Source organism: Streptomyces sp. NPDC059008, assembly GCF_042749045.1.
In the GTDB taxonomy this organism is placed as follows: Bacteria; Actinomycetota; Actinomycetes; order Streptomycetales; family Streptomycetaceae; genus Streptomyces.
The window spans coordinates 13,550-37,134 of sequence record NZ_JBHYJC010000007.1; the positions used below are offsets into that span (position 1 = coordinate 13,550).

General features: G+C 72.1%; 25 protein-coding genes. 10 read left to right on the top strand and 15 right to left on the bottom strand.

Going from position 1 to position 23,585, the window contains the following annotated elements; genetic code table 11:
• Position 1 precedes the first annotated feature (1 nt).
• The 9 genes from ACFWZH_RS11665 to ACFWZH_RS11705 all read left to right on the top strand — a co-directional run bounded on the left by ACFWZH_RS11665 (position 2) and on the right by ACFWZH_RS11705 (position 7,634).
• Entirely contained in the window at positions 2-679 is a 678-nt protein-coding gene (locus tag ACFWZH_RS11665; RefSeq protein WP_384428233.1) for a riboflavin synthase, read from the top strand.
• Positions 676-1,329 carry a nicotinamide riboside transporter PnuC gene (locus ACFWZH_RS11670; RefSeq protein WP_384428235.1) on the top strand — a complete coding sequence of 218 codons (654 nt, stop codon included), beginning with the start codon at positions 676-678 and terminating at the stop codon, positions 1,327-1,329. The genes ACFWZH_RS11665 and ACFWZH_RS11670 overlap by 4 nt, the downstream gene beginning before the upstream one ends.
• Positions 1,326-2,657, top strand: coding sequence for a bifunctional 3,4-dihydroxy-2-butanone-4-phosphate synthase/GTP cyclohydrolase II (locus ACFWZH_RS11675; RefSeq protein ID WP_384428237.1), 1,332 nt, complete (start codon positions 1,326-1,328; stop codon positions 2,655-2,657). Before ACFWZH_RS11670 ends, ACFWZH_RS11675 begins: the two co-directional genes overlap by 4 nt.
• 75 nt (positions 2,658-2,732) lie before the next feature.
• Entirely contained in the window at positions 2,733-3,218 is a 486-nt protein-coding gene (gene ribH / locus ACFWZH_RS11680; RefSeq protein WP_384428239.1) for a 6,7-dimethyl-8-ribityllumazine synthase, read from the top strand.
• Between the two features lie 34 nt (positions 3,219-3,252).
• On the top strand, positions 3,253-3,525 hold the full coding sequence (locus ACFWZH_RS11685) for a phosphoribosyl-ATP diphosphatase (protein ID WP_248867486.1): 273 nt from the start codon (positions 3,253-3,255) through the stop codon (positions 3,523-3,525).
• A 54-nt stretch (positions 3,526-3,579) separates the two neighbouring features.
• Positions 3,580-4,428, top strand: coding sequence for an ATP phosphoribosyltransferase (hisG, locus tag ACFWZH_RS11690; RefSeq protein WP_384428241.1), 849 nt, complete (start codon positions 3,580-3,582; stop codon positions 4,426-4,428).
• A 57-nt stretch (positions 4,429-4,485) separates the two neighbouring features.
• A complete protein-coding gene (locus tag ACFWZH_RS11695) occupies positions 4,486-4,950 on the top strand; it encodes a PH domain-containing protein (protein WP_384428243.1) in 465 nt (154 codons plus the stop codon).
• 174 nt (positions 4,951-5,124) lie between these two features.
• Positions 5,125-6,492: a hemolysin family protein gene (locus ACFWZH_RS11700; protein WP_384428244.1), complete on the top strand. Its 1,368-nt coding sequence runs from the start codon at positions 5,125-5,127 to the stop codon at positions 6,490-6,492.
• Complete coding sequence (locus tag ACFWZH_RS11705) at positions 6,489-7,634, top strand: hemolysin family protein (RefSeq protein ID WP_384428246.1); 1,146 nt, start codon at positions 6,489-6,491, stop codon at positions 7,632-7,634. Before ACFWZH_RS11700 ends, ACFWZH_RS11705 begins: the two co-directional genes overlap by 4 nt.
• Before the next feature lie 51 nt (positions 7,635-7,685).
• Here the strand turns inward: ACFWZH_RS11705 and ACFWZH_RS11710 are convergent, their stop codons facing one another.
• Both ACFWZH_RS11710 and ACFWZH_RS11715 read right to left on the bottom strand, forming a co-directional pair.
• The gene (locus ACFWZH_RS11710; RefSeq protein ID WP_384428248.1) at positions 7,686-9,572 is read right to left on the bottom strand and encodes an AAA family ATPase; all 1,887 of its coding nucleotides are present in this window, start codon (positions 9,570-9,572) and stop codon (positions 7,686-7,688) included.
• Positions 9,573-10,047: 475 nt separating this feature from the next.
• Positions 10,048-10,632: a uridine kinase gene (locus ACFWZH_RS11715; protein WP_384428250.1), complete on the bottom strand. Its 585-nt coding sequence runs from the start codon at positions 10,630-10,632 to the stop codon at positions 10,048-10,050.
• Between the two features lie 239 nt (positions 10,633-10,871).
• On the opposite strand from ACFWZH_RS11715, the gene ACFWZH_RS11720 reads away from it, so the two are divergent.
• The gene (locus ACFWZH_RS11720) at positions 10,872-12,275 is read left to right on the top strand and encodes a peptidase C39 family protein (RefSeq protein WP_384428252.1); all 1,404 of its coding nucleotides are present in this window, start codon (positions 10,872-10,874) and stop codon (positions 12,273-12,275) included.
• 57 nt (positions 12,276-12,332) lie between these two features.
• Here the strand turns inward: ACFWZH_RS11720 and ACFWZH_RS11725 are convergent, their stop codons facing one another.
• The 13 genes from ACFWZH_RS11725 to ACFWZH_RS11785 are packed head-to-tail and all read right to left on the bottom strand — an operon-like array spanning position 12,333 to position 23,427.
• The gene (locus ACFWZH_RS11725) at positions 12,333-12,482 is read right to left on the bottom strand and encodes a hypothetical protein (RefSeq protein ID WP_384428253.1); all 150 of its coding nucleotides are present in this window, start codon (positions 12,480-12,482) and stop codon (positions 12,333-12,335) included.
• Between the two features lie 21 nt (positions 12,483-12,503).
• Complete coding sequence (locus tag ACFWZH_RS11730; protein WP_384428255.1) at positions 12,504-13,619, bottom strand: alcohol dehydrogenase catalytic domain-containing protein; 1,116 nt, start codon at positions 13,617-13,619, stop codon at positions 12,504-12,506.
• 48 nt (positions 13,620-13,667) lie between these two features.
• The gene (locus tag ACFWZH_RS11735; RefSeq protein ID WP_384428257.1) at positions 13,668-14,681 is read right to left on the bottom strand and encodes an ROK family protein; all 1,014 of its coding nucleotides are present in this window, start codon (positions 14,679-14,681) and stop codon (positions 13,668-13,670) included.
• The gene (locus ACFWZH_RS11740) at positions 14,678-15,373 is read right to left on the bottom strand and encodes an HAD-IA family hydrolase (RefSeq protein ID WP_384428259.1); all 696 of its coding nucleotides are present in this window, start codon (positions 15,371-15,373) and stop codon (positions 14,678-14,680) included. The genes ACFWZH_RS11735 and ACFWZH_RS11740 overlap by 4 nt, the downstream gene beginning before the upstream one ends.
• The gene (locus ACFWZH_RS11745) at positions 15,370-16,227 is read right to left on the bottom strand and encodes a TIGR03619 family F420-dependent LLM class oxidoreductase (RefSeq protein ID WP_384428261.1); all 858 of its coding nucleotides are present in this window, start codon (positions 16,225-16,227) and stop codon (positions 15,370-15,372) included. Before ACFWZH_RS11745 ends, ACFWZH_RS11740 begins: the two co-directional genes overlap by 4 nt.
• Positions 16,224-17,090 (bottom strand): VOC family protein, encoded by an 867-nt coding sequence (locus ACFWZH_RS11750; RefSeq protein ID WP_384428263.1) that lies wholly within the window; start codon positions 17,088-17,090, stop codon positions 16,224-16,226. Before ACFWZH_RS11750 ends, ACFWZH_RS11745 begins: the two co-directional genes overlap by 4 nt.
• Positions 17,087-17,278 (bottom strand): hypothetical protein, encoded by a 192-nt coding sequence (locus tag ACFWZH_RS11755; RefSeq protein WP_384428265.1) that lies wholly within the window; start codon positions 17,276-17,278, stop codon positions 17,087-17,089. Before ACFWZH_RS11755 ends, ACFWZH_RS11750 begins: the two co-directional genes overlap by 4 nt.
• On the bottom strand, positions 17,275-18,174 hold the full coding sequence (locus ACFWZH_RS11760; RefSeq protein WP_384428266.1) for an NADP-dependent oxidoreductase: 900 nt from the start codon (positions 18,172-18,174) through the stop codon (positions 17,275-17,277). The genes ACFWZH_RS11755 and ACFWZH_RS11760 overlap by 4 nt, the downstream gene beginning before the upstream one ends.
• Positions 18,171-18,986 (bottom strand): SDR family oxidoreductase, encoded by an 816-nt coding sequence (locus ACFWZH_RS11765; protein ID WP_384428268.1) that lies wholly within the window; start codon positions 18,984-18,986, stop codon positions 18,171-18,173. Before ACFWZH_RS11765 ends, ACFWZH_RS11760 begins: the two co-directional genes overlap by 4 nt.
• Positions 18,979-19,971 (bottom strand): zinc-binding dehydrogenase, encoded by a 993-nt coding sequence (locus ACFWZH_RS11770; protein WP_384428270.1) that lies wholly within the window; start codon positions 19,969-19,971, stop codon positions 18,979-18,981. The genes ACFWZH_RS11765 and ACFWZH_RS11770 overlap by 8 nt, the downstream gene beginning before the upstream one ends.
• Positions 19,971-21,185 carry an MFS transporter gene (locus ACFWZH_RS11775; RefSeq protein ID WP_384428272.1) on the bottom strand — a complete coding sequence of 405 codons (1,215 nt, stop codon included), beginning with the start codon at positions 21,183-21,185 and terminating at the stop codon, positions 19,971-19,973. Before ACFWZH_RS11775 ends, ACFWZH_RS11770 begins: the two co-directional genes overlap by 1 nt.
• Positions 21,182-22,246, bottom strand: coding sequence for a 3-oxoacyl-ACP synthase III family protein (locus tag ACFWZH_RS11780; protein WP_384428274.1), 1,065 nt, complete (start codon positions 22,244-22,246; stop codon positions 21,182-21,184). The genes ACFWZH_RS11775 and ACFWZH_RS11780 overlap by 4 nt, the downstream gene beginning before the upstream one ends.
• Positions 22,243-23,427, bottom strand: a complete 1,185-nt coding sequence (locus tag ACFWZH_RS11785) for a sedoheptulose 7-phosphate cyclase (protein ID WP_384428275.1) — start codon at positions 23,425-23,427, stop codon at positions 22,243-22,245. The genes ACFWZH_RS11780 and ACFWZH_RS11785 overlap by 4 nt, the downstream gene beginning before the upstream one ends.
• Between the last annotated feature and the right edge of the window lie 158 nt (positions 23,428-23,585).

Genomic DNA, 23,585 nt, shown 5'->3' on the forward strand with positions numbered 1-23,585 from the left:
AGTGTTCACCGGAATCGTCGAAGAACTGGGTGAGGTCGTCGCCATCGAGGACCTCGGCGACAGCTCCCGCTTCCGACTGCGCGGCCCCGTCGTCACCGAAGACGCCAAGCACGGCGACTCGATCGCCGTCAACGGCGTCTGTCTGACCGTCGTGGACACCGCCGACGGTGAATTCACCGCCGATGTGATGGCCGAGACCCTCAGCCGCTCCAGCCTCGGCGCGCTCAGCGCCGGCTCGCGGGTGAACCTGGAGCGCCCGATGGCGCTCGGCGGCCGGCTGGGCGGGCACCTCGTCCAGGGGCATGTGGACGGCACCGGCACCATCGTCGAGCGGACCTCTTCTCGAAGCGTGGGGGCACCCCCAGCGGTAGCTGGGGGACACTGGGAGATCGTCAAGATCGCGCTGCCGGCCGCACTGGCCCGCTACGTCGTCGAGAAGGGCTCCATCACCGTCGACGGTGTCAGCCTCACCGTCGTCGACGCCGGCGACGACTACTTCACCATCAGCCTCATCCCCACCACCCTCGCCCTGACCACCCTGGGCATCAAGAAGGCCGGCGACCCGGTCAACCTGGAGGTCGACGTCCTGGCGAAGTACGTCGAGCGGCTGCTCGGCCGGGGCTCCGGCGGCCTCGCGGACCTGCAGGACGTCGAGGAGATCAAGGAGATGGACCGGTGAGCGTCCTCGACCCGCTGAACGGCGTGGCCTTCACCGCCTTCGGCCAGCACGTCATCTGGTCGGACATGATCGGCAACACCATCGGTCTGGCCGCCCTGGCCCTCGGCTGGCGGCGCTCGATATGGACCTGGCCCGCCCAGTTCCTCTCCGGCCTCGTCCTCGTCGCCGCCTATGCCTCCGCCCACCTCAGCGGCGGCGTCGGCAAGCAACTCCTCGTCATCGGCGTGGCCTTGTGGGGCTGGCGGCAGTGGCAGCGCGGCCGGCGGCAGGCGCAGGACGGCTCCATCGCCGTACGTTTCGCGAGCTGGCGCGAGCGGTCCGTGCTGCTGGCCGGCACGGCCCTGGGCACCGCGGCCGTCGGCACGCTCTTCACCCTGATCCCGCAGCTGTCCTGGAACCCCTGGCCGGACGCCTACATCTTCGTCGGCACGCTCGCCGCGATGGTCGCCCAGGCCCGTGGGCTGGTGGAGTTCTGGTTCGCCTGGCTGCTGGTCGACCTGGTGGGCGTCCCGCTCGCCTTCAGCAGCGGCCTGGCCTTCTCCGGCCTCGTCTACGTCGTCTATCTCGCCCTCGTCGTGTGGGGCATGCGCGACTGGTGGCTGCGCTCGCGCGTCGCCGACCGCACCGTCCTGGAAGGAGCAGCGGCATGACCGCACTGCAGAGCTGGTACGACGCCGAAGCCGACGGCTCACTCGCGCTCGATCCCGTCGAGCAGGCCATCGCCGACATCGCCGCCGGCCGCCCGGTCGTCGTCGTGGACGACGAGAACCGCGAGAACGAGGGCGACCTCGTCATCGCCGCGGAGAAGGCCACCCCCGAGATCGTCGCCTTCATGATGAGCGAGTGCCGCGGACTGATCTGCGCCCCCATGGAGGGCCCGGAGCTGGACCGGCTGGAACTCCCGCAGATGGTCGAGCACAACACCGAGTCGATGCGGACCGCCTTCACCGTCTCCGTCGACGCCACCGCCGCGCACGGCGTGTCCACCGGCATCTCCGCCGCCGACCGCGCCACCACCCTGCGGCTGCTCGCCTCCGGGGAGTCGGAGGCCGGCGACTTCGTGCGGCCCGGCCACATCTTCCCGCTGCGCGCCCGGCCCGGCGGCGTACTCGTCCGCAACGGCCACACCGAGGCCGGTGTCGACCTCGCCCGGCTGGCCGGACTGCGCCCGGCCGCCGCCATCGTGGAGATCGCCGGCGAGGACGGCACCATGCTGCGGCTGCCCGAGCTGGTGCCGTTCGCCCGCAAGCACGGCCTGTCGATCATCTCCATCGAGGACCTGATCGCCTACCGGCGGTCGTCCGAGCCGACCGTCCGCCGCGAGGCCGCCACCCGGCTGCCCACCGCGCACGGCGAGTTCACCGCGTACGGATACCGCTCCACGGCCGACGGGGTGGAGCACATCGCGCTGGTCGCGGGCGAGCTCGGCGACGGCGAGGACGTCTTGGTCAGGGTCCACTCCGAGTGCCTGACCGGCGACGTCTTCCACTCCCTGCGCTGCGACTGCGGCCCCCAGCTGGAGGCCTCGCTGCAGAAGATCGCCGAGGCCGGCCGCGGTGTGGTGATCTACCTCCGCGGCCACGAGGGGCGCGGCATCGGGCTGCTGTCCAAGCTGCGCGCCTACGAACTCCAGGAGCGCGGCCGCGACACCCTGGACGCCAACCTCGAACTGGGGCTGCCCGCCGACTCCCGCGACTACGCCGCGGGGGCGCAGATGCTCCAGGACCTCGGCGTGCGCTCGCTGCGGCTGATGACCAACAACCCCGACAAGACCGCGGCCCTGGTGCGGCACGGCCTGAAGGTCACCGGCCGCGAGCCGATGGCCGTCCAGGCCGGCGAGCACAACCTGCGGTATCTGCGCACCAAGCGGGACCGGATGGGCCACGACCTGCCCTGGCTTCCCGGCGCAGGCGCCACCGCCACCGGCGCGGCCGACGCCACGCCCCCCGCCGACGCGACGACCTGCGACAACCAGTAGCCCCCGCCCCCGGCGGCTACGTCCCCGACACCCACGTCACCACCATCGACCACCATCACCCGTACGAGGAGAACCGTGAGCGGCAAGGGCGCACCCGAACTGACCGTGAAGAACTGTGGCGACCTGCGGGTGGCCGTCATCGCGGCGCAATGGCACGAACAGGTGATGGACGGCCTCGTCGACGGTGCGCTGCGCGCCCTGAACGAGCTGGGCATCAGCGAGCCGACGCTGCTGCGGGTGCCCGGCGCCTTCGAGCTGCCGGTCGTCGCCAAGGTCCTCGCGGGCCGCGGCTATGACGCGGTGGTCGCCCTCGGCGTGGTCATCAAGGGCGGCACCCCGCACTTCGACTACGTCTGCCAGGGCGTCACCCAGGGCCTGACCCAGGTCTCCGTCGACACCGGCGTCCCCGTCGGCTTCGGCGTGCTGACCTGCGACACCGAGCAGCAGGCACTGGACCGCGCGGGCCTGGAGGGCTCCGCCGAGGACAAGGGGCACGAAGCGGTCACCGCCGCGGTGGCCACCGCCGCGACGCTGCGCACCGTGTCAGAGCCCTGGCGCTGAGGGGCGGGGCCGACCGCGTAGGGTGGTGACCATCATGTCCAAGAAGACGTTCGAGGAGCTGTTCTCCGAGCTCCAGCAGAAGGCCGCCACCGGCGACCCCGCCACCTCCCGTACCGCCGAGCTGGTGCAGGCCGGTGTCCATACGATCGGCAAGAAGGTCGTCGAGGAGGCCGCCGAAGTCTGGATGGCCGCCGAGTACGAATCCCATGAGGCGGCCGCCGAGGAGATCTCCCAGCTCCTCTACCACCTCCAGGTCATGATGGTCGCCAAGGGCATCTCCCTCGACGACGTCTACGCCCACCTCTGATACCCCTTCCCGGCACCCGCCCAACTCCCTTCAGCTGCAAAGGAACTCTCGCTCATGCTGCGCATCGCTGTCCCCAACAAGGGTTCACTGTCCGAGCCTGCGTCGGCGATGCTCCATGAGGCCGGCTACCGCCAGCGCAAGGACCGCAGGGAACTGGTCCTGGTCGACGCCGAGAACGAGGTCGAGTTCTTCTTCCTGCGCCCGCGCGACATCGCGGTCTACGTCGGCTCCGGCAAGCTCGACATCGGCATCACCGGCCGTGACCTGCTGCTGGACTCCGGAGCCGACGCCGAGGAGATCCTCCAGCTCGGCTTCGCGGGCTCGACGTTCCGCTACGCCACCCGCCCGGGTACCGCCAAGGACGTCAGCGAGTTCGGCGGCATGACGATCGCCACCTCCTTCGCCGGCCTGGTCACCCAGCACCTCGCCGACAACGGCGTGGACGCCTCCGTCGTCCACCTCGACGGCGCGGTGGAGACCGCCATCCAGCTCGGGGTCGCCCAGATCATCGCGGACGTGGTGGAGACCGGCACCACCCTGCGCAACGCCGGTCTGGAGATCATCGGCGAGCCGATCCTGAAGTCCGAGGCCGTGGTCATCCGTGGCAAGGACGCGCCCGACGACGACCCGAAGGTCCGCCAGTTCCTCCGCCGCATGCAGGGCGTCCTGGTGGCCCGCCGCTACGTGATGATGGACTACGACATCCGCGTCGAGCACGTCGAGAAGGCCGTCGCCCTCACGCCCGGTCTGGAGTCGCCGACCGTCTCCCCGCTGCACCACGAAGGCTGGGTCGCGGTCCGCTCGATGGTCCCCTCCAAGGACGCCCAGCGGATCATGGACGAGCTCTACGACCTCGGCGCCCGCGCCATCCTGACCACCGGCATCCACGCCTGCCGGCTGTGACCCGCCCGGCCTGACCACCCGTACGCACCGACCCGCCCCCGACGGAAGACCGACGACGTGTCCGCGGCACCTCAGCCTTCTCTGCCCAGCCTCCCGGTGACCTTCCGGCCGACCCGTACCCGGATCGTCCTGTACACCGTCGCCCTCGCCCAGTTCGTGGCCCTCGCGGCCATCGCGCTGGCGCTGCCGAAGCTGAGCGGCGGCGAGCGGTTCAGCTTCGTGGCCACCGGAGCGCTGGTGGGGGCCGTCCTCCTGCTGCTCAGCCGCCCCAAGGTGGTCGCGCGGCAGGAGGGCGTCACGGTCGTCAACCTCACCACCAAGCGCGAGCTGGCCTGGGCGCAGGTCGTGCGCGTCAACCTCCGGTTGGGCGACCCGTGGGTCCACCTCGACCTCGCCGACGGCACCAGCCTGCCCGCGATGGGAATCCAGCCCGGCATCGCCAGGGACCAGGCCATCCGGGACGCCCGGGCGCTGCGCGACCTCACCGAGAAGCATGGTGCGCTCGACCACACGGCCGGGTGAGCCTGCCCTAATCCGGGTCCCGCTGTTTACTCTGTTCCCCGGGGTGCACACTGCACCCTGCCCCCCAGTGGGCCCGATGCGACCCGAGGAGTGACTCCCTCCGGCAATGGACGGATCGTCCTGTAGTACCTGCGCCGCCCCTCCCCAACCCCCGCATACCACGGAGGCGGCGGCATGACCGGCCCCCTGCTGCTGCTCGCGGCGGCCCTCGTCCTGATCCTGGCCAACGGATTCTTCGTCGCCGCCGAGTTCGGCCTCGTCACCGTCGAGAAGGCGGACGCCGAACGCGCCGCGGCCGACGGCGACCCCCGCGCCCACACCGTCGTCTCCGCACTGCGGGAACTCTCCTTCCAGCTGTCCGGCACCCAACTCGGCATCACGATCACCTCCTTGGTGGTCGGCATGCTCGCCGAGCCCGCGCTCGCCGACCTGCTGTCCGGCCCGCTGCTCGGGCTCGGTCTGCCCAAGGGCGCGGTCCCCGGCGTCGCCGTCGTCATCGGCATGCTGCTGGCCTCCGCCGTCCAGATGGTCGTCGGCGAGCTGGTGCCCAAGAACTGGGCGGTCTCCAAGCCGCTGCAGGTCGCCCGCTTCGTGGCCGGACCCCAGCGGGCCTTCTCCCGCTTCTTCCGTCCGGTGATCACGCTGCTGAACACCGTCGCCAACCACCTGGTACGCGCCCTCGGCGTGGAGCCCACCGACGAGCTGGCCTCCGCCCGCACCCCCGGCGAACTGGTCTCGCTGGCCCGGCACTCCGCCCGCGCCGGCGCCATCGAGCAGGACACCGCGGACCTCTTCGTGCGCACCCTCTCGCTGGGCGACCTGACCGCGGAGAACGTCATGACGCCGCGCGTACGGGTCAGCGCCCTGCAGGCGACCGCGACCGCCGAGGACGTGGTCAACCTCACCCGCGCCACCGGCCTGTCCCGCTTCCCCGTCTACCACACCCGCCTCGACGAGGTCGTCGGCATGGTGCACCTCAAGGACGCGCTGGCCGTCCCGGCACACGACCGGCTGCGCACGCCGGCGGGCCGGATCGCGGTGCCGCCGCTGCTGGTCCCCGAGACGCTGCCGGTGCAGCCGCTGCTGGAGCGGCTGCGCAGCGAACAGCCGATAGCGGTGGTCGTCGACGAGTACGGCGGCACGGCCGGCGTGGTCACGCTGGAGGACATCATCGAGGAGCTGGTCGGCGAGGTCCGCGACGAGCACGACGGGGTGGACCTGCCCGAACTGGGGCAGGCCCCGCCCGAGGAGGGCCGCCCCACCTGGGACGCCGACGGCGGCTGCCGGGTGGACACCCTGCGGCGGATCGGCCTGGAGGCCCCGGAAGGACCGTACGAGACGGTGGCAGGACTCGTGGCACACATACTCGGCCGGATCCCGGCCCCCGGCGACACCGCGGAGCTGGACGGCTGGCGGCTGCGGGTGCGGCTGGTGTCGCACCACCGCGCCGAGCGGATAAGACTGGTGCAGACCGCCGCGGCCGTGCCCGCCGCGCCCGCCGTCCGTGAGCCCGCCGCGGCCGGTGCGGAGGTGGCCCGATGACGCTGGCCCAGCTGCTCTTCGCGGTGCTGCTCGTGCTCGCCAACGGGTTCTTCGTCGGCGCCGAGTTCGCCCTGGTCTCGGTCCGCCGCTCGCAGATCGAACCGCTGGCCACGGAAGGCTCCAAACGGGCCCGGCAGGTGCTGCACGGGCTGGAGAACCTCCCGCAGATGATGGCCGCCGCCCAGTTCGGCATCACCGTCTGCTCCCTCACCCTCGGCGCGGTCGCCGAACCGACCGTCGCCCACCTCCTGGAGCCGCTCTTCGAGGCGGTCCACCTCCCCGCCGCGCTGATCCACCCGCTCGGCTATGTCATCGCCCTGGCGCTGGTGGTCTTCCTCCACCTCGTCATCGGCGAGATGGTGCCCAAGAATCTGGCGATGGCGGCGCCCGAGAAGACGGCCCTGTGGTTCAGCCCCGGGCTGGTCGCCTTCGCCCGGCTGTGCCGCCCGGTGACGGCCGCCCTCGGCGCCTGCGCCCACGGTGTGCTGCGGCTCTTCCGCGTCGAGCCGAAGGACGAGGTCGAGGCGGTCTTCACCAGCGAGCAGCTGACCCATCTCGTCGAGGACTCCGGCCAGGCGGGCCTGCTCGAACCGGCCGAACAGGAGCGTCTCTCCGACGCCCTGGAGCTGGGCAGCCGCCCCGTCACCGACGTCCTCCTCGACCGGGCCGGCCTGGTCACGGTCGATCCGACGGTGACGCCCCGCCAGGTGGAGGAGCTGACCGTACGCACCGGCTACTCCCGCTTCCCGGTCTGCGCGCCCGGCGGCGCGTACATGGGCTATTTGCACGTCAAGGACGTCCTCGACCTGGAGGAACGCGACCGCGCGGTGCCCCAGCGGATCTGGCACCCGATGACCACCCTGCGTGCCGAACTGCCCCTCGACGACGCCCTGACGGCGATGCGCCGCGCCGCCTCCCATCTGGCGGCGGTCGCCGACCCGGCCGGCCGGGTCCTCGGCCTGGTCGCCCTGGAGGACGTGCTGGAGATGCTGGTCGGTGAGGTCCGCGACCCCTCGCACCGCCAGGCCCCCGCGTCCCGGGGACGAGGTGATGCGGCGGGCACGCGCGAGGCGCGGGGCCGCGTCACCGAGCCCCGCGAGGAGGCCGCGCTGCCGACGGAGGACCGGGCGCTGGCCGGCTGAGCCGGCGAGCCGCGGCGCCGTCGCGGTGGCAGCCTGCCGCCGCGACGGCGTTCACCGGCCCGGTGTGTCCGGTCCCCGCCCCGACAGGACCTCTCCGTACGCCTGCATCAGATCCGGCAGCCGCAGGGTCGCCAGGTCGTCCCGGGTGGGCGTGCCGCGCCATGTGGACAGCCGCAGATCGCGGTAGGCGCAGCTCTTCTCGTAGAGGGTGCGCAGGAAGCGGCCGTTGCCCAGCTCGTCGATCCAGCCCTGGTCGACGACGTGGCCGCTGATGCTGCACAGCTCGTCGCGGGCCTCCTCGTCCCAGCGGTCGCCGTTCTCGGCGGCCAGCACCTCGCCGATGGCGGTCAGCTCCAGCGGCCGGTAGCTGGGGAAGTCGACCCGGCTGGTGAAACGGGAGGACAGCCCCGGGTTGGCGGCCAGCAGCCGGTCCATGCCCTCCGGGTAGCCCGCCAGGATCACCACGAGCCGGTCGCGGTTGTCCTCGGCGCGCTTGAGCAGCACCTGCAGCGCCTCGTCGCCGTACGCGTCACCCTTGCTGTAGCCGGAGTTGGACAGGCTGTACGCCTCGTCGACGAACAGCACCCCGCCCAGCGCCGAGTCGATCAGCTCATTGGCCTTGACGGCCGTCTGACCGAGGAACTCGCCGACCAGATCGGCCCGTTGGGCCTCCACGAGGTGGTCGCCGCCGAGCAGCCCCAGCGCGTAGAAGACCCGCCCGAGTATCCGGGCCACGGTGGTCTTGCCGGTACCGGACGGACCGGAGAAGACGAAGTGCCGCTTGGGCGGCTGCACCGGCAGCCCCTGGCTCGCGCGCAGCCGCGCCATCCGCAACTGGGCCGACAGCGCCCGTACATGCCGCTTGACCGGCTCCATGCCGACCATCCGCTCCAGCTCGGCCAGCGCCTTCTCCAGGAGCACCGGGTCGGCGGGCCCGGCGGGCAGACGCTCGGCGCCGCGCGGGCCGGGTGCCGCCGCCTTGACCCGGGCGGCCGCGTCGTTGCCGGCCGGCGCGCCACCGACCAGCTCGTCGTCCGGTCCCTCCGGCTCGCCGGTCGCCAGCAGCTCCCGGCCGTCGACCGGATCGAGCGGCGCCAGCGGGTCCAGATCGCCGGCGGCCTCCTGCCCGAGCCCGGACGCGGAGACCGTCGCGAGGTCCGTGCCCTCGTCCAGGCCGTCCACCTCGGCGATCGCGGCGAGCCGCGCCGCGGTGTCCATGAAGGCCGGGTCGACGCGGTGCACCGCCCGGTAGAGGGGGAGCGCCGCCGCGCTGCGGCCGGTGCCCTCGTGGGCCCGGGCGAGCCAGTAGCGCAGCTCCTTGCGCTGCGGCTGCTCGCTGCGGCAGCGCATCAGCGCGGCGGACAGCAGCGGCTCGGCCTGCCCGTACATCTCCAGCCGCACCCGCGCCATCCCGCCGAACAGACCGGCTTCGATGCCCAGCACCGGATCGCCCAGCAGCGGCTCGGTGTGCCGTACGAGCTGGTCCCAGTCCTTGACGAGATAGGCCCGGCAGGCGTGCAGAAAGCGCACCTGGGGATCGGTGTCCACCGGCGGGCAGCCGGCCAGCGCCTGGTCCAGCTCGGCGACGTGGCGGCCGTCGAGCCAGTGCGAGGCGTGAGCCAGCAGCAGATCGCGCGGGGTCTCCAGCACCGGCTGCACCCACCAGCCCAGCCAGTACCAGGAGTTGAGGGTGCGTCGGTGGCGGCCGCGCATCTCCCCGAACCGGTCTCGGTGCCGATGCATCCTCAGCAGCGCGATGGAGGTGTCGGCGCGCAGCGCGTGCAGGCCGAGCCAGGCGTCGGCCATCGCGGGATCGAGCCGTACCGCGGCCCGGAACTCCTCCTCCGCCTGCGGGTATGCGCCCACGGTGTAGGCGTCGACCGCGCGCAGCCAGGCGAGCTCGGCCGGGGCGGGCGAACCCTGAGTTCCGAATTCCATCCGTCCCCCCACAAAACGTCCCCCGTGTGTGCCGCCGGGCGAGTGCCCACCGCCGACGCCCGAACCGGCGTGCGGACACCGGGAGTTGACCGCCCTGGCACACTTCGGTCCCGTGGCCTGCGGTGGCACGGACTCGCATCGTACCTGCGGGATCGGTGCAGTCCGTAGAGGGCGGTACGGGGCAGGAGCGGACGACTTGACGCGACTTGACGGCGCGAAGAATGCGGTGACCCAGGGTGAGGGAGAGGGGCGACGCATCGTCGGCGAGAGGTGATTCAAGGCAGAACGAAGCCCCCGATCACGGGGGAACAACCGGGGGCTTCGCATCTGCGGGCGGTCCGTAGAACCGCACATTGAGAACGTAAGTCCTGTACGCCCCCCAGGTCAAGCCGAGTTGGGGCAGTCGGCGGGACCCTGTCGGCGTGTCCCGGCGCGTCGGGCAAGGTCTGCTACGGAGCGTGAACTGCGGGGCCGATCACCGCGTCGCAGAAGGCCCCACACGTACCTCGTACCCCAACTCACCCTGGTGCACCAGAAAATCGGCGTAGGGGCGCGAAGGGTCCGCCGCGAAGTGCGCGCGCTCCGCCGGAATCCAGCCACTCCAGAACGCGGAGAGGTCCGGTCCGTCCCGGAGCCGGCCCCTTTCCCATGAGTGCTCGCTCGCCAGTTCCATCCACAGCAGGCAGGCCAGATGCGGCCGCAGCGCCCGCCGGCCCGCGCCGACGCCCTCGATCAGCACCACCGGCGCGGGCGCCAGCGCGCGCTCCTCGGCGAACTCCCCGCGCACCCAGTCGTACACCCCGTACCGCGCCGTCTCGCCCCGGGACAGCGGGTCCAGCAGCTGCGTCCGGAACCGCTCGCTCCAGGCGAACAGCTCCTCATGGGTGGCGAGGTCGTCGGTGTGCACCACCGGCGCATCGTCCAGCGCCGCCGCCAGCCGTCCGGCGAAGGTGCTCTTGCCCGACCCCGCGTGCCCGTCCACCGCGATCAGCCGCACCGGCCCGCAGGAGGGCGGCAGCGCGCGCAGTCGGGTGGCGAGCGGGGCCAGGTCGCGTTCCATCGCGCCAGAGTACGCCGCGGGCCCGCACCGCCCGCATGTCAGTGGTCCACACCAATATTCCTGGCGCGACGCGCACCGCACCCGCTTCCGAAGCCCGTCCGGAACGGCAATAGTTGAGCCACTGCCGGTCCTTCCCCGCTCGCCACTCCGTTCGAGCAGGAAGGACCCCGTTGCCCGCCCGCCGTCCCGGCCCGACCCCTCGCACCCGATCGCACGCATCCGACTGGGGGACCTCCACCATGACCAGCTCCGCGCCCCGGCGCACCGTCCTGGCCGCCGCGCTCGCCGCCGCGGCGGGCATCGCCGCCCCCCTGGCGCAGGCCGCCGACGAACCGCACAAGGCCGCCGGGGGCACGGCGGAACCGCCCGCCACCACCCCGGGCACCGAGGAGAGCCGACCGAAGAGCCTCGTGGACTATCGCGCCTGGACCACCGCAGCCGACTGGAACGACGGCACCGGCAAGGGCACCCGCGTCGAGCACGGCACCCGCTCCGGCGTCCGCATCGCCCGTCCCGCCGGCACCGCCGACTACAAGGACCCGCACACCGGCAGGACCGCCGCGTGGGAGTACGCCACCTGGACCTCCCCGGTCCACACCCTCGCCGTCCCGGCCACCGAGGTCGTCGCGTCCTGGAACGCCCACACCCCGCCCGGCACCTGGATCACCGTCGAACTGCGCGGCACGTACTCGGACGGCGGCCACACGCCCTGGTACGTCATGGGCCGCTGGACCGCCGGCGACACCGACGCCGACATCCGCCGCACCTCCGTCGACGACCAGAAGGACGGCAAGAGCAGCATCTCCACCGACACCTTCGCCGTCGACGACCCCGCAGGCGGCCTCCGCCTGGCCTCCTACCGGCTCCGTCTCACCCTCCACCGCCCGCCCGGCTCCACCCTCACCCCCACCGTCTGGCGGCTGGGCGCGATGGGCTCGGACCTGCCCGACCGCTTCGAGGTGCCGGCGTCCGAGCCCGCCCAGGTGGGCCGCGAGCTGGCCGTACCCCGCTACTCCCAGGAGATCCACAAGGGCCAGTACCCGGAGTACGACAACGGCGGCGAGGCCTGGTGCAGCCCCACCTCCTCCCAGATGATCATCGAGTACTGGGGCCGCAAGCCCACCCAGCAGCAACTCTCCTGGGTCAACCCCGCCTACGCCGACCCCCAGGTCTGCCACGCCGCCCGCTACACCTTCGACTACCAGTACGACGGCTGCGGCAACTGGCCCTTCAGCGCCGCCTACGCCGCCACCTACCGGGACCTCCAGAGCGTGGTCACCCGCCTGTCCTCCCTCACCGACGCCGAGCGCCTCATTCACGTCGGCATCCCCGTCATCACCTCCCAGTCCTTCCTCAAGACCGAACTCGACGGCGCCGGCTACGGCACCGCCGGCCACCTGATGACCGTCATCGGCTTCACCAAGGACGGCGACATCATCGCCAACGACCCGAACTCACCCGACAACAAGGCGGTCCGGCACGTCTACAAGCGCCGCCAGTTCGAGAACGTGTGGCTGAGGACGAAGCGCAAGAACGCCGAAGGCAAGGTCGTCGGCGCCACGGGAGGCGTGTGCTACCTCTTCTTCCCGGCGAAGCCGTCAGCGGCTCAGCGGCGGGCGCTGGCGGGGCTGGGGATCCGCTGAGGAACGGGCATCACCCCGAAGGAGGCCTCGACGACCTGACGGCAGCGCTTGCTGCCGTCAGGGTGAGGGGCCGTACTGGTCCGCCGTGATCTCGTTCGAGGCCCGGTCGCCGGAGCGTCTGCCGGCGCTGGTGGTGCTGCTCAGAGCTTCCAGGAGTTGGGCTGCTTCGCAAGCCTTGGCGAGGTGCCGGAGCTGGTGGTCGGGCACGTGCGCGGGCTGCTGGGGTGGCTACGGCAGTCGGCCGCCGTGGTGTGCGGGGCCGTTCCCCAGGTCGATGACCAGGCGGATGACGAGTTCGCCGTCGACGGTGCGGGTGCGGTCGCCGATGATCCGGTTGAGGTGGCGTACGCCGGGCTCCAGGGCCATGACGTGGGTGAGGAGCGGGTCGACGGTGCTGTCGGTGCGCAGGGCTTCGGCGGCGACGAGGAGCTGGGGGTTGGTGACGCCGCGGTTGCCGCTGAGGGTGAGGCTCAGGCCCGGGCGGGTGAAGGTGGTGGTGGCGGGGGGCCAGGGGCCGCCGGTGTTGGCGCGGCGGACGCCGTCGAGGTCGACGCCGGGCAGCAGGGGGGTGGTGGCGCGGGGCGGGACGCCGCCGAGGGGGTGGATGGCGACCAGGCGCTCGCCGAGGGCGGTCAGGGCGGCTTCGACGGCGGGGACGGTTCCGCTGCGATGGGTGGTGACGAGGAGCGCGACGGTGCCGGTGACATGTCGGTCGAGGGGATCGGTGGCAAGGACGCTCACCGTGTGAGGGAAGTGGGCCTGGGTCCATTTGAGGCCGGCTTCTGTGCGGTGGACCACGACGACCCGGACTGTGGGGAAGAGGAAGCGGGGCGCGAGAAGGGCGGCGAGATTGCCGGTCAGGCCGTCGCCGTGGACGACGAGGGTGTCGGGAGCCGAGGTGGCCAAGCAGGAGAGGGCGTAGCGGACGACCGCGTACGGTTCGACGAGGGTGGCGCGGGCGGCGGGGAGGTCTTCGGGGAGATGGGAGACCAGGCCGCCGCGGACGGCCGAGGCGCCGATGAGGACGCGTTGCTGGAAGAGGCCCGGCACGTTGTGGCCGAGGAGGAAGGACGGGTCGCCGGGGTGGGTGGGGTTGACGAGCACCCGTTCGCCGGGGGCGAAGCCGTCGGTGCCGGGTCCGGCGGCTACGACCCGGGCGGCGCCCTCGTGCCCGACGACGGGTGAGGGGTCGTCGCGGTCGCCGCGCAGGATCTGGATGTCGGTGCCGCAGAGGCTCACGTGCTCGGGCGCGAGCAGGAGTTCGCCCTCGCCGGGGTCCGGGGTGGGGGCCTCTTCGATGCGGCAGGTGGTGCCGTGGCGGACGATCGCGAGGTGGGTGGCCATGGCCGGCAGGGGGTCCTTCCCGGGTGGTGACGGTTGAAGGGGCTGGTCTCAGTGTTTGGTGACGATCAGTGCGCCGTGGGAGAGCGCGACGGCGCCCGCCATCGGGTCCACCTCGCCGGGGCGGCACAGCCGCAGACCGTGTCCGGCCCGGTCGAGGCCGGTGTCGCGGTCGGCATAGCTGCGTACCTCGCTCACCTGGCGGACCAGTTCGGCGCGGTAGGGGTCGCCGAGGCCTTCCGCGTAGCCGCCGCCGATGCCGATGAGGTCGATACGGGGATCGAGGCAGCGCAAGGTGCGCACGATTTCGGCGACGGGTTCCACGACGGTGGTGAGCAGGCGGCGGGCGGCAGGGTCTTCGGACCGTAACCGGACGGGGAGGGCGTCGCGGATGCCCTCGGGGCGTTCGATGCCGAGCGCGGCCGCGACGTGCGGCAGGGCGGGTCCGGCGGCCAGGGCTGCGACGTGGCCGGTGCCGCCGCAGGGGCAGCTCAGTGCGCGGACGGCGGCGGGTGCGGTGGAAGCGGCCGGGAGGTGGCCGACCTCGCCCTGCATGCCGTGGGCGTCGACCGGGACGGAGCGTTCGGTGAGGTCGGCGGTGCGCAGGGCGATGCCGCTGCTCACCGTGAGGTACACGACGCGGCGGTGGTGGGGACGGGCGAACCGCTCGACGAAGCTTGCAAGGCCGGCGGTGACGTCGTTGAACAGGTGCCAGTTGACGTCCGGGCGGCGGGCGGTGAGCAGGGCGCGGAGCGGGACGGGCCGGTCCGGGCCACCGCCCCAGAGCGGGCCCGAGCCGTGCAGCACGCCATGCTCCTCGTCCATGGCGGCACCGCAGGACATCGCCACCCGCGCGTCCGCCGGCACCGCGTCGGCCAGGGTCTCGATCAGCTGATCGAGGAGCGCTGCCGGATCCTCGCCGGGCCGGTTGAGGATGCTGGGCGCGGGGAGCCGTACGGTCTCCCCGGACCCGGTCCGGATCCGCAACCAGGTCCCTCCGAGGTCGACGGCGACCTCGGTACGTACCCGGTCGTCGCGGTCCTCTGGCACGGCCCGTGTGCTCACCGCCGTATCCCCTCTGCCGGTTCGCCGTGTGCCCGGGGCTGCCGGATCTCCAGGCGGATACGGCAGTCCTGGACGTGGGCCGTGACGGCGGTCAGGTCGTCGACGCGGTACGGGGCCGGTTCGGCGACGGGGGCGGCGACGGCGACGGGGGTGCCGCCTGAGCGGCGGGCGGCGAGCAGACCGGGGGCGGAGTCCTCGAAGAGGAGGCAGTCGGCGATGTCCACGTCGAGGAGGCGGGCAGCGGCACGAAAGCCCTCGGGGTCGGGTTTGCCGGCCCGGACGTCTTCGGCGCAGACGCAGACGGCGGGCAGGGGCAGTCCGGCGGCGGTGAGGCGGCGTTCGGTCATGGTGCGGGAGGCGGAGGTGACCACGGCCCAGGTGTGCGCGGGCAGGGAGGTGAGCAGCCGACGGGCACCCGGGATCTCGGTGACGGTGTCGGCGGTGGCCTCCTCGCGTGCCCGGATCCAGGCGACTTCGGCGGTGACGTCGGAGGAACCGGCTGCGGGGAGGAGCCCGGCGACGATGTCGTGCGCGGTGCGGCCGGGCAGCGCGGCGAGCACGGTGGCGGGGTCGAGACGGTGGCGGGCGGCGAACTCCCGCCAGACGCGGTCGATGGAGTCGGCGGAGTCGACCAGGGTGCCGTCCATGTCGAAGAGGAGAGCACGGGCCGTCACGGCACGCAGGGAGGTCATCCGATCTCCAGGGTGTGTGCGGCGAGCCGGATCAGTTCGAGGTCTTCCTTCCAGTGCCTGCGCAGACGCTGGTCGCCGGGGTCGGTGTCGAGGATCACGTGGTCGGCACCGAGTTCGCGGAGGAAGGCGATGTCGGAGCGGATCTGGTCGGGTGTGCCGTAGCCGAGGGGCCGGGAGTCGGGGTCGGCGGGGGTGGTGGTGGGGAGGAAGAAGATCCTCGGGGCGAACTCCTTGCCTTCCGCGAGGGCCCCGGCGGCCAGGGCGCACAGCTGCCGGCTGGGGTGGAGCGGGTGCCAGGCGGTACCGATGCGGTTGACGCGTTCCAGGGCGCGCGGTCCGTTGCCGCCGATCCACAGCGGCGGATGCGGGTCCTGTACGGGCCGGGGTGCGGTGTGCACCCGGTGGCCGCGGTGGGTGACGGTGTCGGAGGTCCACGCCGCGACCAGGACGTCCAGGGTGTGGTCGGTGAGGGCGCCGCGCCTGCGGAAGTCCACGCCCAGGACGTCGAAGGCGCGCGGGGCCCAGCCGACGCCGAAGCCGACGACGAGGCGGCCGCCGCTGAGCTGGTCGATGGTGGCGGTGGCCCGGGCGAGCGCGATCGGGTGGCGGTGGGAGGCGATGAGGACGCCCGCGCCGAGACGGACGGTCTCGGTCTGCCCGGCCAGCCAGGAGAGGGTGGCGAGGCTCTCGTGGAACGGGGCCGGTGAGCGCCGGTGGGCGTCGTCTGTGAGGGCGAGGTGGTCGGAGACCAGGACGGTGTCGAAGCCCAGCCGCTCGGCCTCGCGGGTCCAGGTGAGCATGCCCTCAGGTGTCATCTGGGGACCGAAGTTGGGCAGGTTGATACCGAATTTCACGTGGTCACCGGCCCAGGGAGGGTGAGCCCGAAGGGGGCGTGGTGGGCTGTGGGGGCGGGTTGCGCTGTGGCGTGGAGTTCGAGCAGGTTGCCGCCGAGGCGGTCGAGGGGGCGCGGCGGTTCCTGGTCGGGGACACCATGTTCGAAGAGTTCGAGGTTCAGGGCGTCGTCGACGACGACCATGGCCATCGCCGAGGTGCCCTCGACGTCGAGGTCGAACTGGCGTCGCATGAAGGCCCGATCGACGGCGATCTCGGTGCGCAGGACGACCCGTGCCCGGTGGTGGGTGACCAGGTGGTCGACAGTGGCGTCGAGGCTCTGGACGCTGTAGCCGGTGTGGTCCAGGCCGAGCAGGGTCGGCAGGGGCGCGTCGTCGGCCGGCCGCTGGCCGTGGTGGAGCCGTTCGGCGGTGGTGTCGACGTATCCGGGGGTGTCGGGCCACTCTTGCAGTTCGAAGAGGGTGCCCCAGGGGGAGCGAAAGTAGATCCAGCGGTTTCCGCGGATCGGGCCCTCGGGGACGGTGACGATGTCGCCGAGGACGTCGACCCCGGGAAGCTCTTCCAGGTGGGCGACGGCTGCCTCGATGTCGCCGACGCGGAGGCAGAGGTGGTTGGTGCCGATGTCGACCAGGCGGGGCGGGGTGTCGGCGGTGCCGGCGGGCGCGGTGGGAACGAGTCGCACCTCGATGCCGTGTGAGAACGAGACGACGCCGGCCCCGCCGTCCCTGTCCACGGTCGAGGGCCCGGCCAGTTCCGCGAGGAAGGCGGTGGCCTCCGCGACGTCGGGCACCGCCACCGTGATCCGGTGGGCCGGCGGGCGGGTGCCCGGGGCGAGGGTCGGGGAGGTGTCCGGAGCCGTGCTCATGCGGGGGTTCCTTCGGGGTGCGGGGTCGGATCGACGACCCGGGTGGTGTGGGGGCTGGTGACCGGAACCGGGTACGGGCCGGTGGCCGGGTACGAGTACCGGCCGGTGGCCCAGGCCGTGGCCGGGGTCGGGACCGTGCGCGACTCCGTGACCGGGTGCGCAGCCGACATCGGGTGCGGGTGCGTCACGCCAGGAGCAGGACCTTCCCTCGCAGGCCGCCCGCGCCGAAGTCGTGGTGGGCGCGGGCGGCGTCGGCGAGCGGGTAGCGGCGGCCGGCCGGTACCGTGAGGCGGCCGGCGGTGATCAGGTCGCTCAGGGTCTGGAGCTGGTCGCCGTTCTCGTCGACGTAGCTCTTGCGGGGAGTGATGCCGCGCTCGGGCGCGGGCTGGGGGTTGTCGTCGATGGCGACGAACTGGCCGCCGTCGGCGACCGCGCGGATCGCGGCGGCCACGCCCGCGGTGTCGACGACAGCCGTGTGGGTGGCGTCGGGGAGATCCTCGGGCCGGGTGTGGACGGTGCCGACGCCGAGGGCCCGCAGGGGTTCGGTGTCGCCGGTCCGGGCCAGGGCGTCGACCGGGTGTCCGTCGGCGAGCAACAGCTGGACGGCGATCCGGCCGACCGCGCCGGCCGCGCCGGTGACGAGCACCGGCGCGCCGGGCGGCAGCGTGAGCTTGGCCAGGGTCTGGACGGCGGTGAGTCCGGCGAGCGGGAGCGCGGCGGCCTCCTCCAGCGGCACTCCGGCCGGGGCACGGGCGAAGAGGCGTGCGTCGGCGGTGACCTGTTCGGCATAGGTGCCGTAGCGGTGGACCGGCTGGGCGATCATGCCGATGACCTGCTCGCCCACGGCGAACCGGGTGACCTCGCTGCCGGTCTCGGTGACGACGCCGGAGACGTCCCAGCCGGGGACGGCCGGGTAGGTCAGGTTCATGGTGAGGAAGCCGGAACGGGTCTTGAGGTCGACCGGGTTCACGGCGGCCGCGGTGACGGTGACACGGATGTCCTGCGGTCCGAGGGGCAGTTCGGGCACCTCGGCGAGGGCCAGGACCTCCGGGTCGCCGGTGCGGTGGAAGGTGACGGCTTTCATGTCGGTGGGTTCTCCCTCGGAGGAACGGTGGTGAAGGCGTGGCGGGCGTTGGCCTCCGCCGCGGTCAGGGCGAGTCCGCCGTCGGCGAGGACCGAGGCGCCGGTGAGGTAGCCGGAGCCGGGCCCGGCGAGATAGGCGATGAGCGAGGCGATCTCCTCGGCTCCGGCCGGGCGTCCGAGCGGAATGTCGGGCCGGGAGATCTCCCGGTAGGTGTCCTCGTCGTGGACGCCGTTCATGGCGGTGGCCGTCTCGCCGGGGGCGACGGAGTTGACCCGGATGCCGAACCGGCCGAACTCCAGGGCGAGAACCTTGGTGATCATGCCCAGGGCGGCCTTGCTGGCGCAGTAGAGCGCGCCGCCGCTGATGGGCACGGTCTCGTGGACGGAGGTGACGTTCACGATGCTGCCCCGGATGCCGCCTCGGATCATGTGGTGGCCCACCGCGGAGGCGAGCGCCATGGGGGCGAGGGCGTTGATCGCGAACACCTCGTCGGCCCGCTTCAGTTCAAGGGCGTCGGCGGCGGTGCGGTCGTTGATGCCGGCGTTGTTGACCAGGCAGTCGATACGCCCGGCCCGCTCGACGGCGGCCATGCAGCTGTCGACGGCGGCCTCCGGGTCGCGCAGATCGGCCCGGACCGGGATGCACTCGGCGCCGGTGGTGCGCTGTAGCTCCCCGGCGACCTGGCGGATCCGGTCCTCGCCGGTGGCGTAGCCGAGAAGCAGTCGGTGGCCGGCGCGGGCGAGCGCCCGGGCGGCGGCCCGGCCGATGCCGCTGCTGGCGCCGGTGATCAGTGTGGTGTGGAGGTCAGGCAACGCTCAGCACCACCTTGGGCCGGATCCGGCCGTGCTGGAGCACGTCGAAGGCGCGGGCGACCTCGGCGAGCGGTATCACCTGGTCGACGAGATCGGCGGCGAGTTCGTCGACGAGTGCGACGGCGCGGGCGTAGTGGTCGACGCCGTGCCGGACGCCGGCAATCCGGAGGCCGTTGAGAGTGATCCGGCCGGGGTCGACGGTCTCGGTCCGTGCGGGGACGCCGACCAGGAGGCACAGGCCGCCGGGTCGCAGACGGTCCAGCGCGGCGGTGAGGGTGCCGGGGGCCCCGGAGCACTCCAGGACGAGGTCGTAGCCGGTGGGGGCGTCGGCGGTGCGAGTGACCCGGTCGCGGTAGCTGCCGGGCGGGAGGTGGCCGACGCTGCCGGGTTCGGCGATGTCGACGGTCACCGGGTAGCGGGCGAGAACGGCGGCGGCGAGGCTGCCCATGGTGCCCGCGCCGACGACCAGGACCTGGTCACCGGGCCGGAGGTCGGCCGCGCGGACCGCCTCCAGGACCGTGACCAGGGGTTCGACCAGGACATGTGCCGGGCGCGGGTGCTCCGTGCCGGGACCGAAGGGGACCAGGGCATGGCGGGGCATCACCAGGTACTCGGCGGCGGCACCGGTCCAGCCGTACAGGCCGACCTCGCGCAGTTCGGTGCAGAGGTTGCGGTGGCCGGAGGCGCAGGACCGGCAGGACTGGCAGGGGATCATGGTGGAGCCGGTGACCACCTCGCCGTGGCGCAGTCCGGTGACGCCGGGGCCGTACTCCTCGACGGTGCCGGCCCATTCGTGGCCGAACCGGTGCGGGAAGGCGGCCCGCCCGTCGGCGAGGTAGGGGGAGGTGCCGTGGAGCAGCTCCAGGTCGCTGCCGCACAGGCCGACGTAGGCGATCCTGACCAGGACCTCACCGGGTCCGGCGACCGGTCGGGCGGTCTCCACCAGGGTCGCGGTGTGCGGTTTGTCGATGACGGCGGCCCGCATCAACGGCCCTCACCTGCCGTCCGGGCAAGGGTGCGGCGGGTGCCCACGGCAAGGGCGAGGACGGCTGCCAGGGCCAGGGCGGCGCCGACCGCGGGCAGCGAGGCCAGCGATGCGCCGAGGGAGAGGGTGGCCGAGCCGATCCAGGCGCCGGCGGCGTTGGCGAGCTGGAAGCCCGCGATGTTGACCGTGGCGGCGAGGTTGGGCGCCTCACTCGCCGCGGTGATCAACTTGGAGGCCAGCGGCGGGATGATCGAGAAGCCCGCGGCGCCAAGGACGAAGAGCCAGGGCGCGGTGAACCAGGTGCTCGAGCCGAAGAGCGCGAGCAGGCCGAGGGCGACGGTGAGTGCGCCGAGCGCGACGAACAGGGTGCGGTCGATGGAGCGGTCGGCGAAGTGTCCGCCGAGCTGGTTCCCGGCCACCGAGCCGATACCGAAGACGAACAGGAGCAGCGTGACGTGGCCGGACGAGAAGCCGGTGTAGTCGCGGAGGTAGGGCGCGATGTAGGTGAAGACGACGAACAGGGCGGCCTGGCTGAGCGCGGTCAGGGTGAGCGCAGCCCACACCGAGGGCCGGGTGAAGACGGTGAGTTCGGCGGAGATGGACCCGGCCGGGCGAGCGGGAGCGCGCCGGGTGACGGCCACGAGCCCGACGGTGACCAGGGTCTGGAAGACGGCGACGACCACGAAGGAGGTACGCCAGCCGAACTCGCCGCCGATCAGGGTGCCGAGCGGCACGCCGAGCACGGTGGCCAGGTTCAGGCCGAGCGAGACCCGGGCGATCACCCGGCCCTGGAACTCCGGCGGCACCAGCGAGGTGGCGAGGACCAGGCAGAGGGCGAAGAAGGTGGCGTGCGGCAGCGCGGTGACGATCCGGAAGACGACCAGGAGCGCGAAGCTGTGCGCCAGAGCTGTGCCGAGGGTGCCGATGACGAAGACCGCCATGGAGCCGATGATCAGGGCGGTGCGCGGCACCCGGGTGGTGACGATGGTGAGCAGTGGACCGCCGATCATCACGGTGACCGCGTAGACGGTCACCAGGAGGCCGGCGGTGGCGTCGGGTACCTTGACGTCGCCCGCGATGTCCGGCAGGACACCGGCGACGAGGTATTCGACGGTGCCGACGCCGAAGACGGCGAGCAGCATCCAGAACACGGCGGCGTTGGCGCCCGCGCCTGGTTTGGGCGTTGCGGTCTCGGTCCTGGTGGTGGCGGTCAACGGACGCCCCCCTTCATCTCGTTCGTCTCGGTGGTGTGTGCGTGCGCGCCGGTGTACTCCACGACCGCGCAGCCCCAGGTGAATCCGGCGCCTATGCCGGTGAGCAGCAGTCGGTCGCCCGGGGTGAGGGCGCCGGAGTGGCGCAGCAGGTCGAGGCCGACGACCGGGTCGGCAGCGCCGGTGTGCCCGATCTCCCAGCCGCGTTCGGCAAGCGTCTGGCCGGCGTCGATCTTCAGCGGGGCGAAGCACTGTTTGCGCAGCAGGACCCGGCCGAAGTGCGGCAACAGCCAGTGGGCGATGTCGGAGTGTGCGGTGCCGGCGTCGGCGAGTGCGGTCTCGGCGCAGCGTGACAGTGCGGCGGTGTTCCGGGTCCAGAACTCCTCGATGCTGCGGGTCTCGGTGAATGCGTCGACCCGCTGGCACAGGTCGATGGGGGTGCTGGAGCCGTAGTACGGCATCGCCATCGAATCGTTGCCGCGGTGCATCCGCTCGAGCAGCGGGTCGCTGACCAAGGAGGTGGACAGGACCCGGAAGGGGCCGCCGTCGTGGCCGAGGACCAGGGCACCCGCGCCGTCGCCGTAGACCAGTCCGCTGTCGGAGGCCCAGCGGTCGAAGAGCGGCAGCTGCCAGGCGTCTGAGGCGGTGACCATGCCCTTGCCGGAGCCCGCACACCAGCGGCCGACGAGTTCCATGCCGACGATGGCGCCCGCACAGGCGGTGCGTATCTCGATCGGTATGCATTCCTCTATGTCGAGCTCGCTCTGCAGATAAGCGCCGCAGTTCCAGGCCTCCAGGCCGTCGTGCAGCACCACCGCGTGGACCAGGACATCGATGTCAGCGGGGTCGGTCCCGGCGTCCGCGAGCGCGGCGCGTCCGGCGTCCGCCGCCATCTCGGGGGCGGTCTCGCCGCGTTCGGGTCGGGCTACGGTGGCCGACACCTGTCCGGTCTTCTGGTGTTCGACCTGGCTGTACCGTCCAGTGGCCACCATCTCTGCGGCGAACTCACGCTCTTCGGGCAGATAGGAGCCCAAGCCCTCGATGTAGAGGCTGTCCCACTTCACGCTGCCTCACCGGCCCCTACGAGTCCGGCGGCCGGTCCGAAGTCCTGCCCGATCCGTCTCCGTTCGGTGTCGAGTTCCTTGAGCGCGGTGTTCAGTTCCTCGGGGGTGACGTCGTTGACGAAGCGGTGGTGTCCGATGCCGACCGGCAGCGGCAGCCGCTGCTGTCCGTCGCGGTGGCGCACTGTGTCGGCGAGTGCGCCGTCCAGGATTCCCGGGCGGGCCAGGACCTCGGTCCACAGCGGCAGTCGCAGCCGGTCCATCAGTGCCAGTACGCGCTGGGCCTGATGCTCGGTGACATCGCCGCGCATCCTTCCCATCACGGTGGTGAGCGCCATGTCGACGGCGACCGCCTCACCGTGCAGCAGCTCCGGCAGCGCCTCCATCTCCATGGTGGGGCTGAAGGTGTGCCCGTAGTCGACGCACCGTTCCAGGCACTGTTCCCACAGATTGGGCTGGAGTTCTTCCAGCATCAGATGGATGGCCTCGGAGACGACCCGGCGGGCCGCCGTCTCCAGTGCGGGAGTGCTTCCCCGGAAGCGGTCCTCGATCAGCAGCGGCCCGAAGTCTTCCAGAAGACCGAAGAGTTCCGCCGATTTGATCAGCGCCATCTTGAGGATCTCCGCCAGCCCGTTGGAGAGGTGACGCGCATCGAGGGTGCTGAGGAAGGAGCGGTCCACGAAGGTCGCCACGGCCGGCGCGTAGGTGCCGAGCCGGTTCTTGCCCTGCTGGTAGTTGACCCCGGTCTTCACGCCGACCCCGGCGTCGACCAGGCCCACCAGCGTGGTGGGTATGCGTATGTAGGGTGTGCCGCGCCGGTACAGGCTGGCGGCGAGTCCGACGACGTCGAGGAGGACGCCGCCGCCGATGGCGATCACCGGTTCGCGCCTGCGGTCGATGCCGAAGTCGTTCATGGCGTCGACCACGTCCGTCACCAGGCTCCACCGCTTGACGCTCTCGTCCGCGCGTAAGGGAAGGAGGGTGACCGCGATGCCGTGGTGGTCGAAGTAGCGGGTGATGCGTTCCCCGTGGAGTTTTTGAACAGTGGAGTCGATCACGACGAGACGCCGGTCGCCGGGTCGCAGCGGAGCGTCCGCGCAGCCGGAGAGCAGCAGGGTGCTCTCGGGATCGAACAGTCCGGACGCCTCGACGACGTGGTACCGAACCTGTTTGATGGCCTCCACGGTCCAGGACGGGGAGGCGGAATGACGACGCGTTAAGCCATCGGTGTATGCGGCACTGTTGTGCACCTGGTCCCCCTGTGTGCAGACAATGTGTCACGGCCGGCGACCACCCTGTCGCCGCGCCGCGTGGCGCATGAAGATGCGGCGAGGGACCACGC

Coding starts and splice junctions, on each gene's coding strand:
- ACFWZH_RS11675 (WP_384428237.1), top strand. CDS start 1,326: ATGACCGCACTGCAGAGCTGGTACGACGCCGAAGCCGACGGCTCACTC.
- ACFWZH_RS11685 (WP_248867486.1), top strand. CDS start 3,253: ATGTCCAAGAAGACGTTCGAGGAGCTGTTCTCCGAGCTCCAGCAGAAG.
- hisG (WP_384428241.1), top strand. CDS start 3,580: ATGCTGCGCATCGCTGTCCCCAACAAGGGTTCACTGTCCGAGCCTGCG.
- ACFWZH_RS11700 (WP_384428244.1), top strand. CDS start 5,125: ATGACCGGCCCCCTGCTGCTGCTCGCGGCGGCCCTCGTCCTGATCCTG.
- ACFWZH_RS11705 (WP_384428246.1), top strand. CDS start 6,489: ATGACGCTGGCCCAGCTGCTCTTCGCGGTGCTGCTCGTGCTCGCCAAC.
- ACFWZH_RS11710 (WP_384428248.1), bottom strand. CDS start 9,572: ATGGAATTCGGAACTCAGGGTTCGCCCGCCCCGGCCGAGCTCGCCTGG.
- ACFWZH_RS11715 (WP_384428250.1), bottom strand. CDS start 10,632: ATGGAACGCGACCTGGCCCCGCTCGCCACCCGACTGCGCGCGCTGCCG.
- ACFWZH_RS11720 (WP_384428252.1), top strand. CDS start 10,872: ATGACCAGCTCCGCGCCCCGGCGCACCGTCCTGGCCGCCGCGCTCGCC.
- ACFWZH_RS11730 (WP_384428255.1), bottom strand. CDS start 13,619: ATGGCCACCCACCTCGCGATCGTCCGCCACGGCACCACCTGCCGCATC.
- ACFWZH_RS11740 (WP_384428259.1), bottom strand. CDS start 15,373: ATGACCTCCCTGCGTGCCGTGACGGCCCGTGCTCTCCTCTTCGACATG.
- ACFWZH_RS11750 (WP_384428263.1), bottom strand. CDS start 17,090: ATGAGCACGGCTCCGGACACCTCCCCGACCCTCGCCCCGGGCACCCGC.
- ACFWZH_RS11760 (WP_384428266.1), bottom strand. CDS start 18,174: ATGAAAGCCGTCACCTTCCACCGCACCGGCGACCCGGAGGTCCTGGCC.
- ACFWZH_RS11770 (WP_384428270.1), bottom strand. CDS start 19,971: ATGCGGGCCGCCGTCATCGACAAACCGCACACCGCGACCCTGGTGGAG.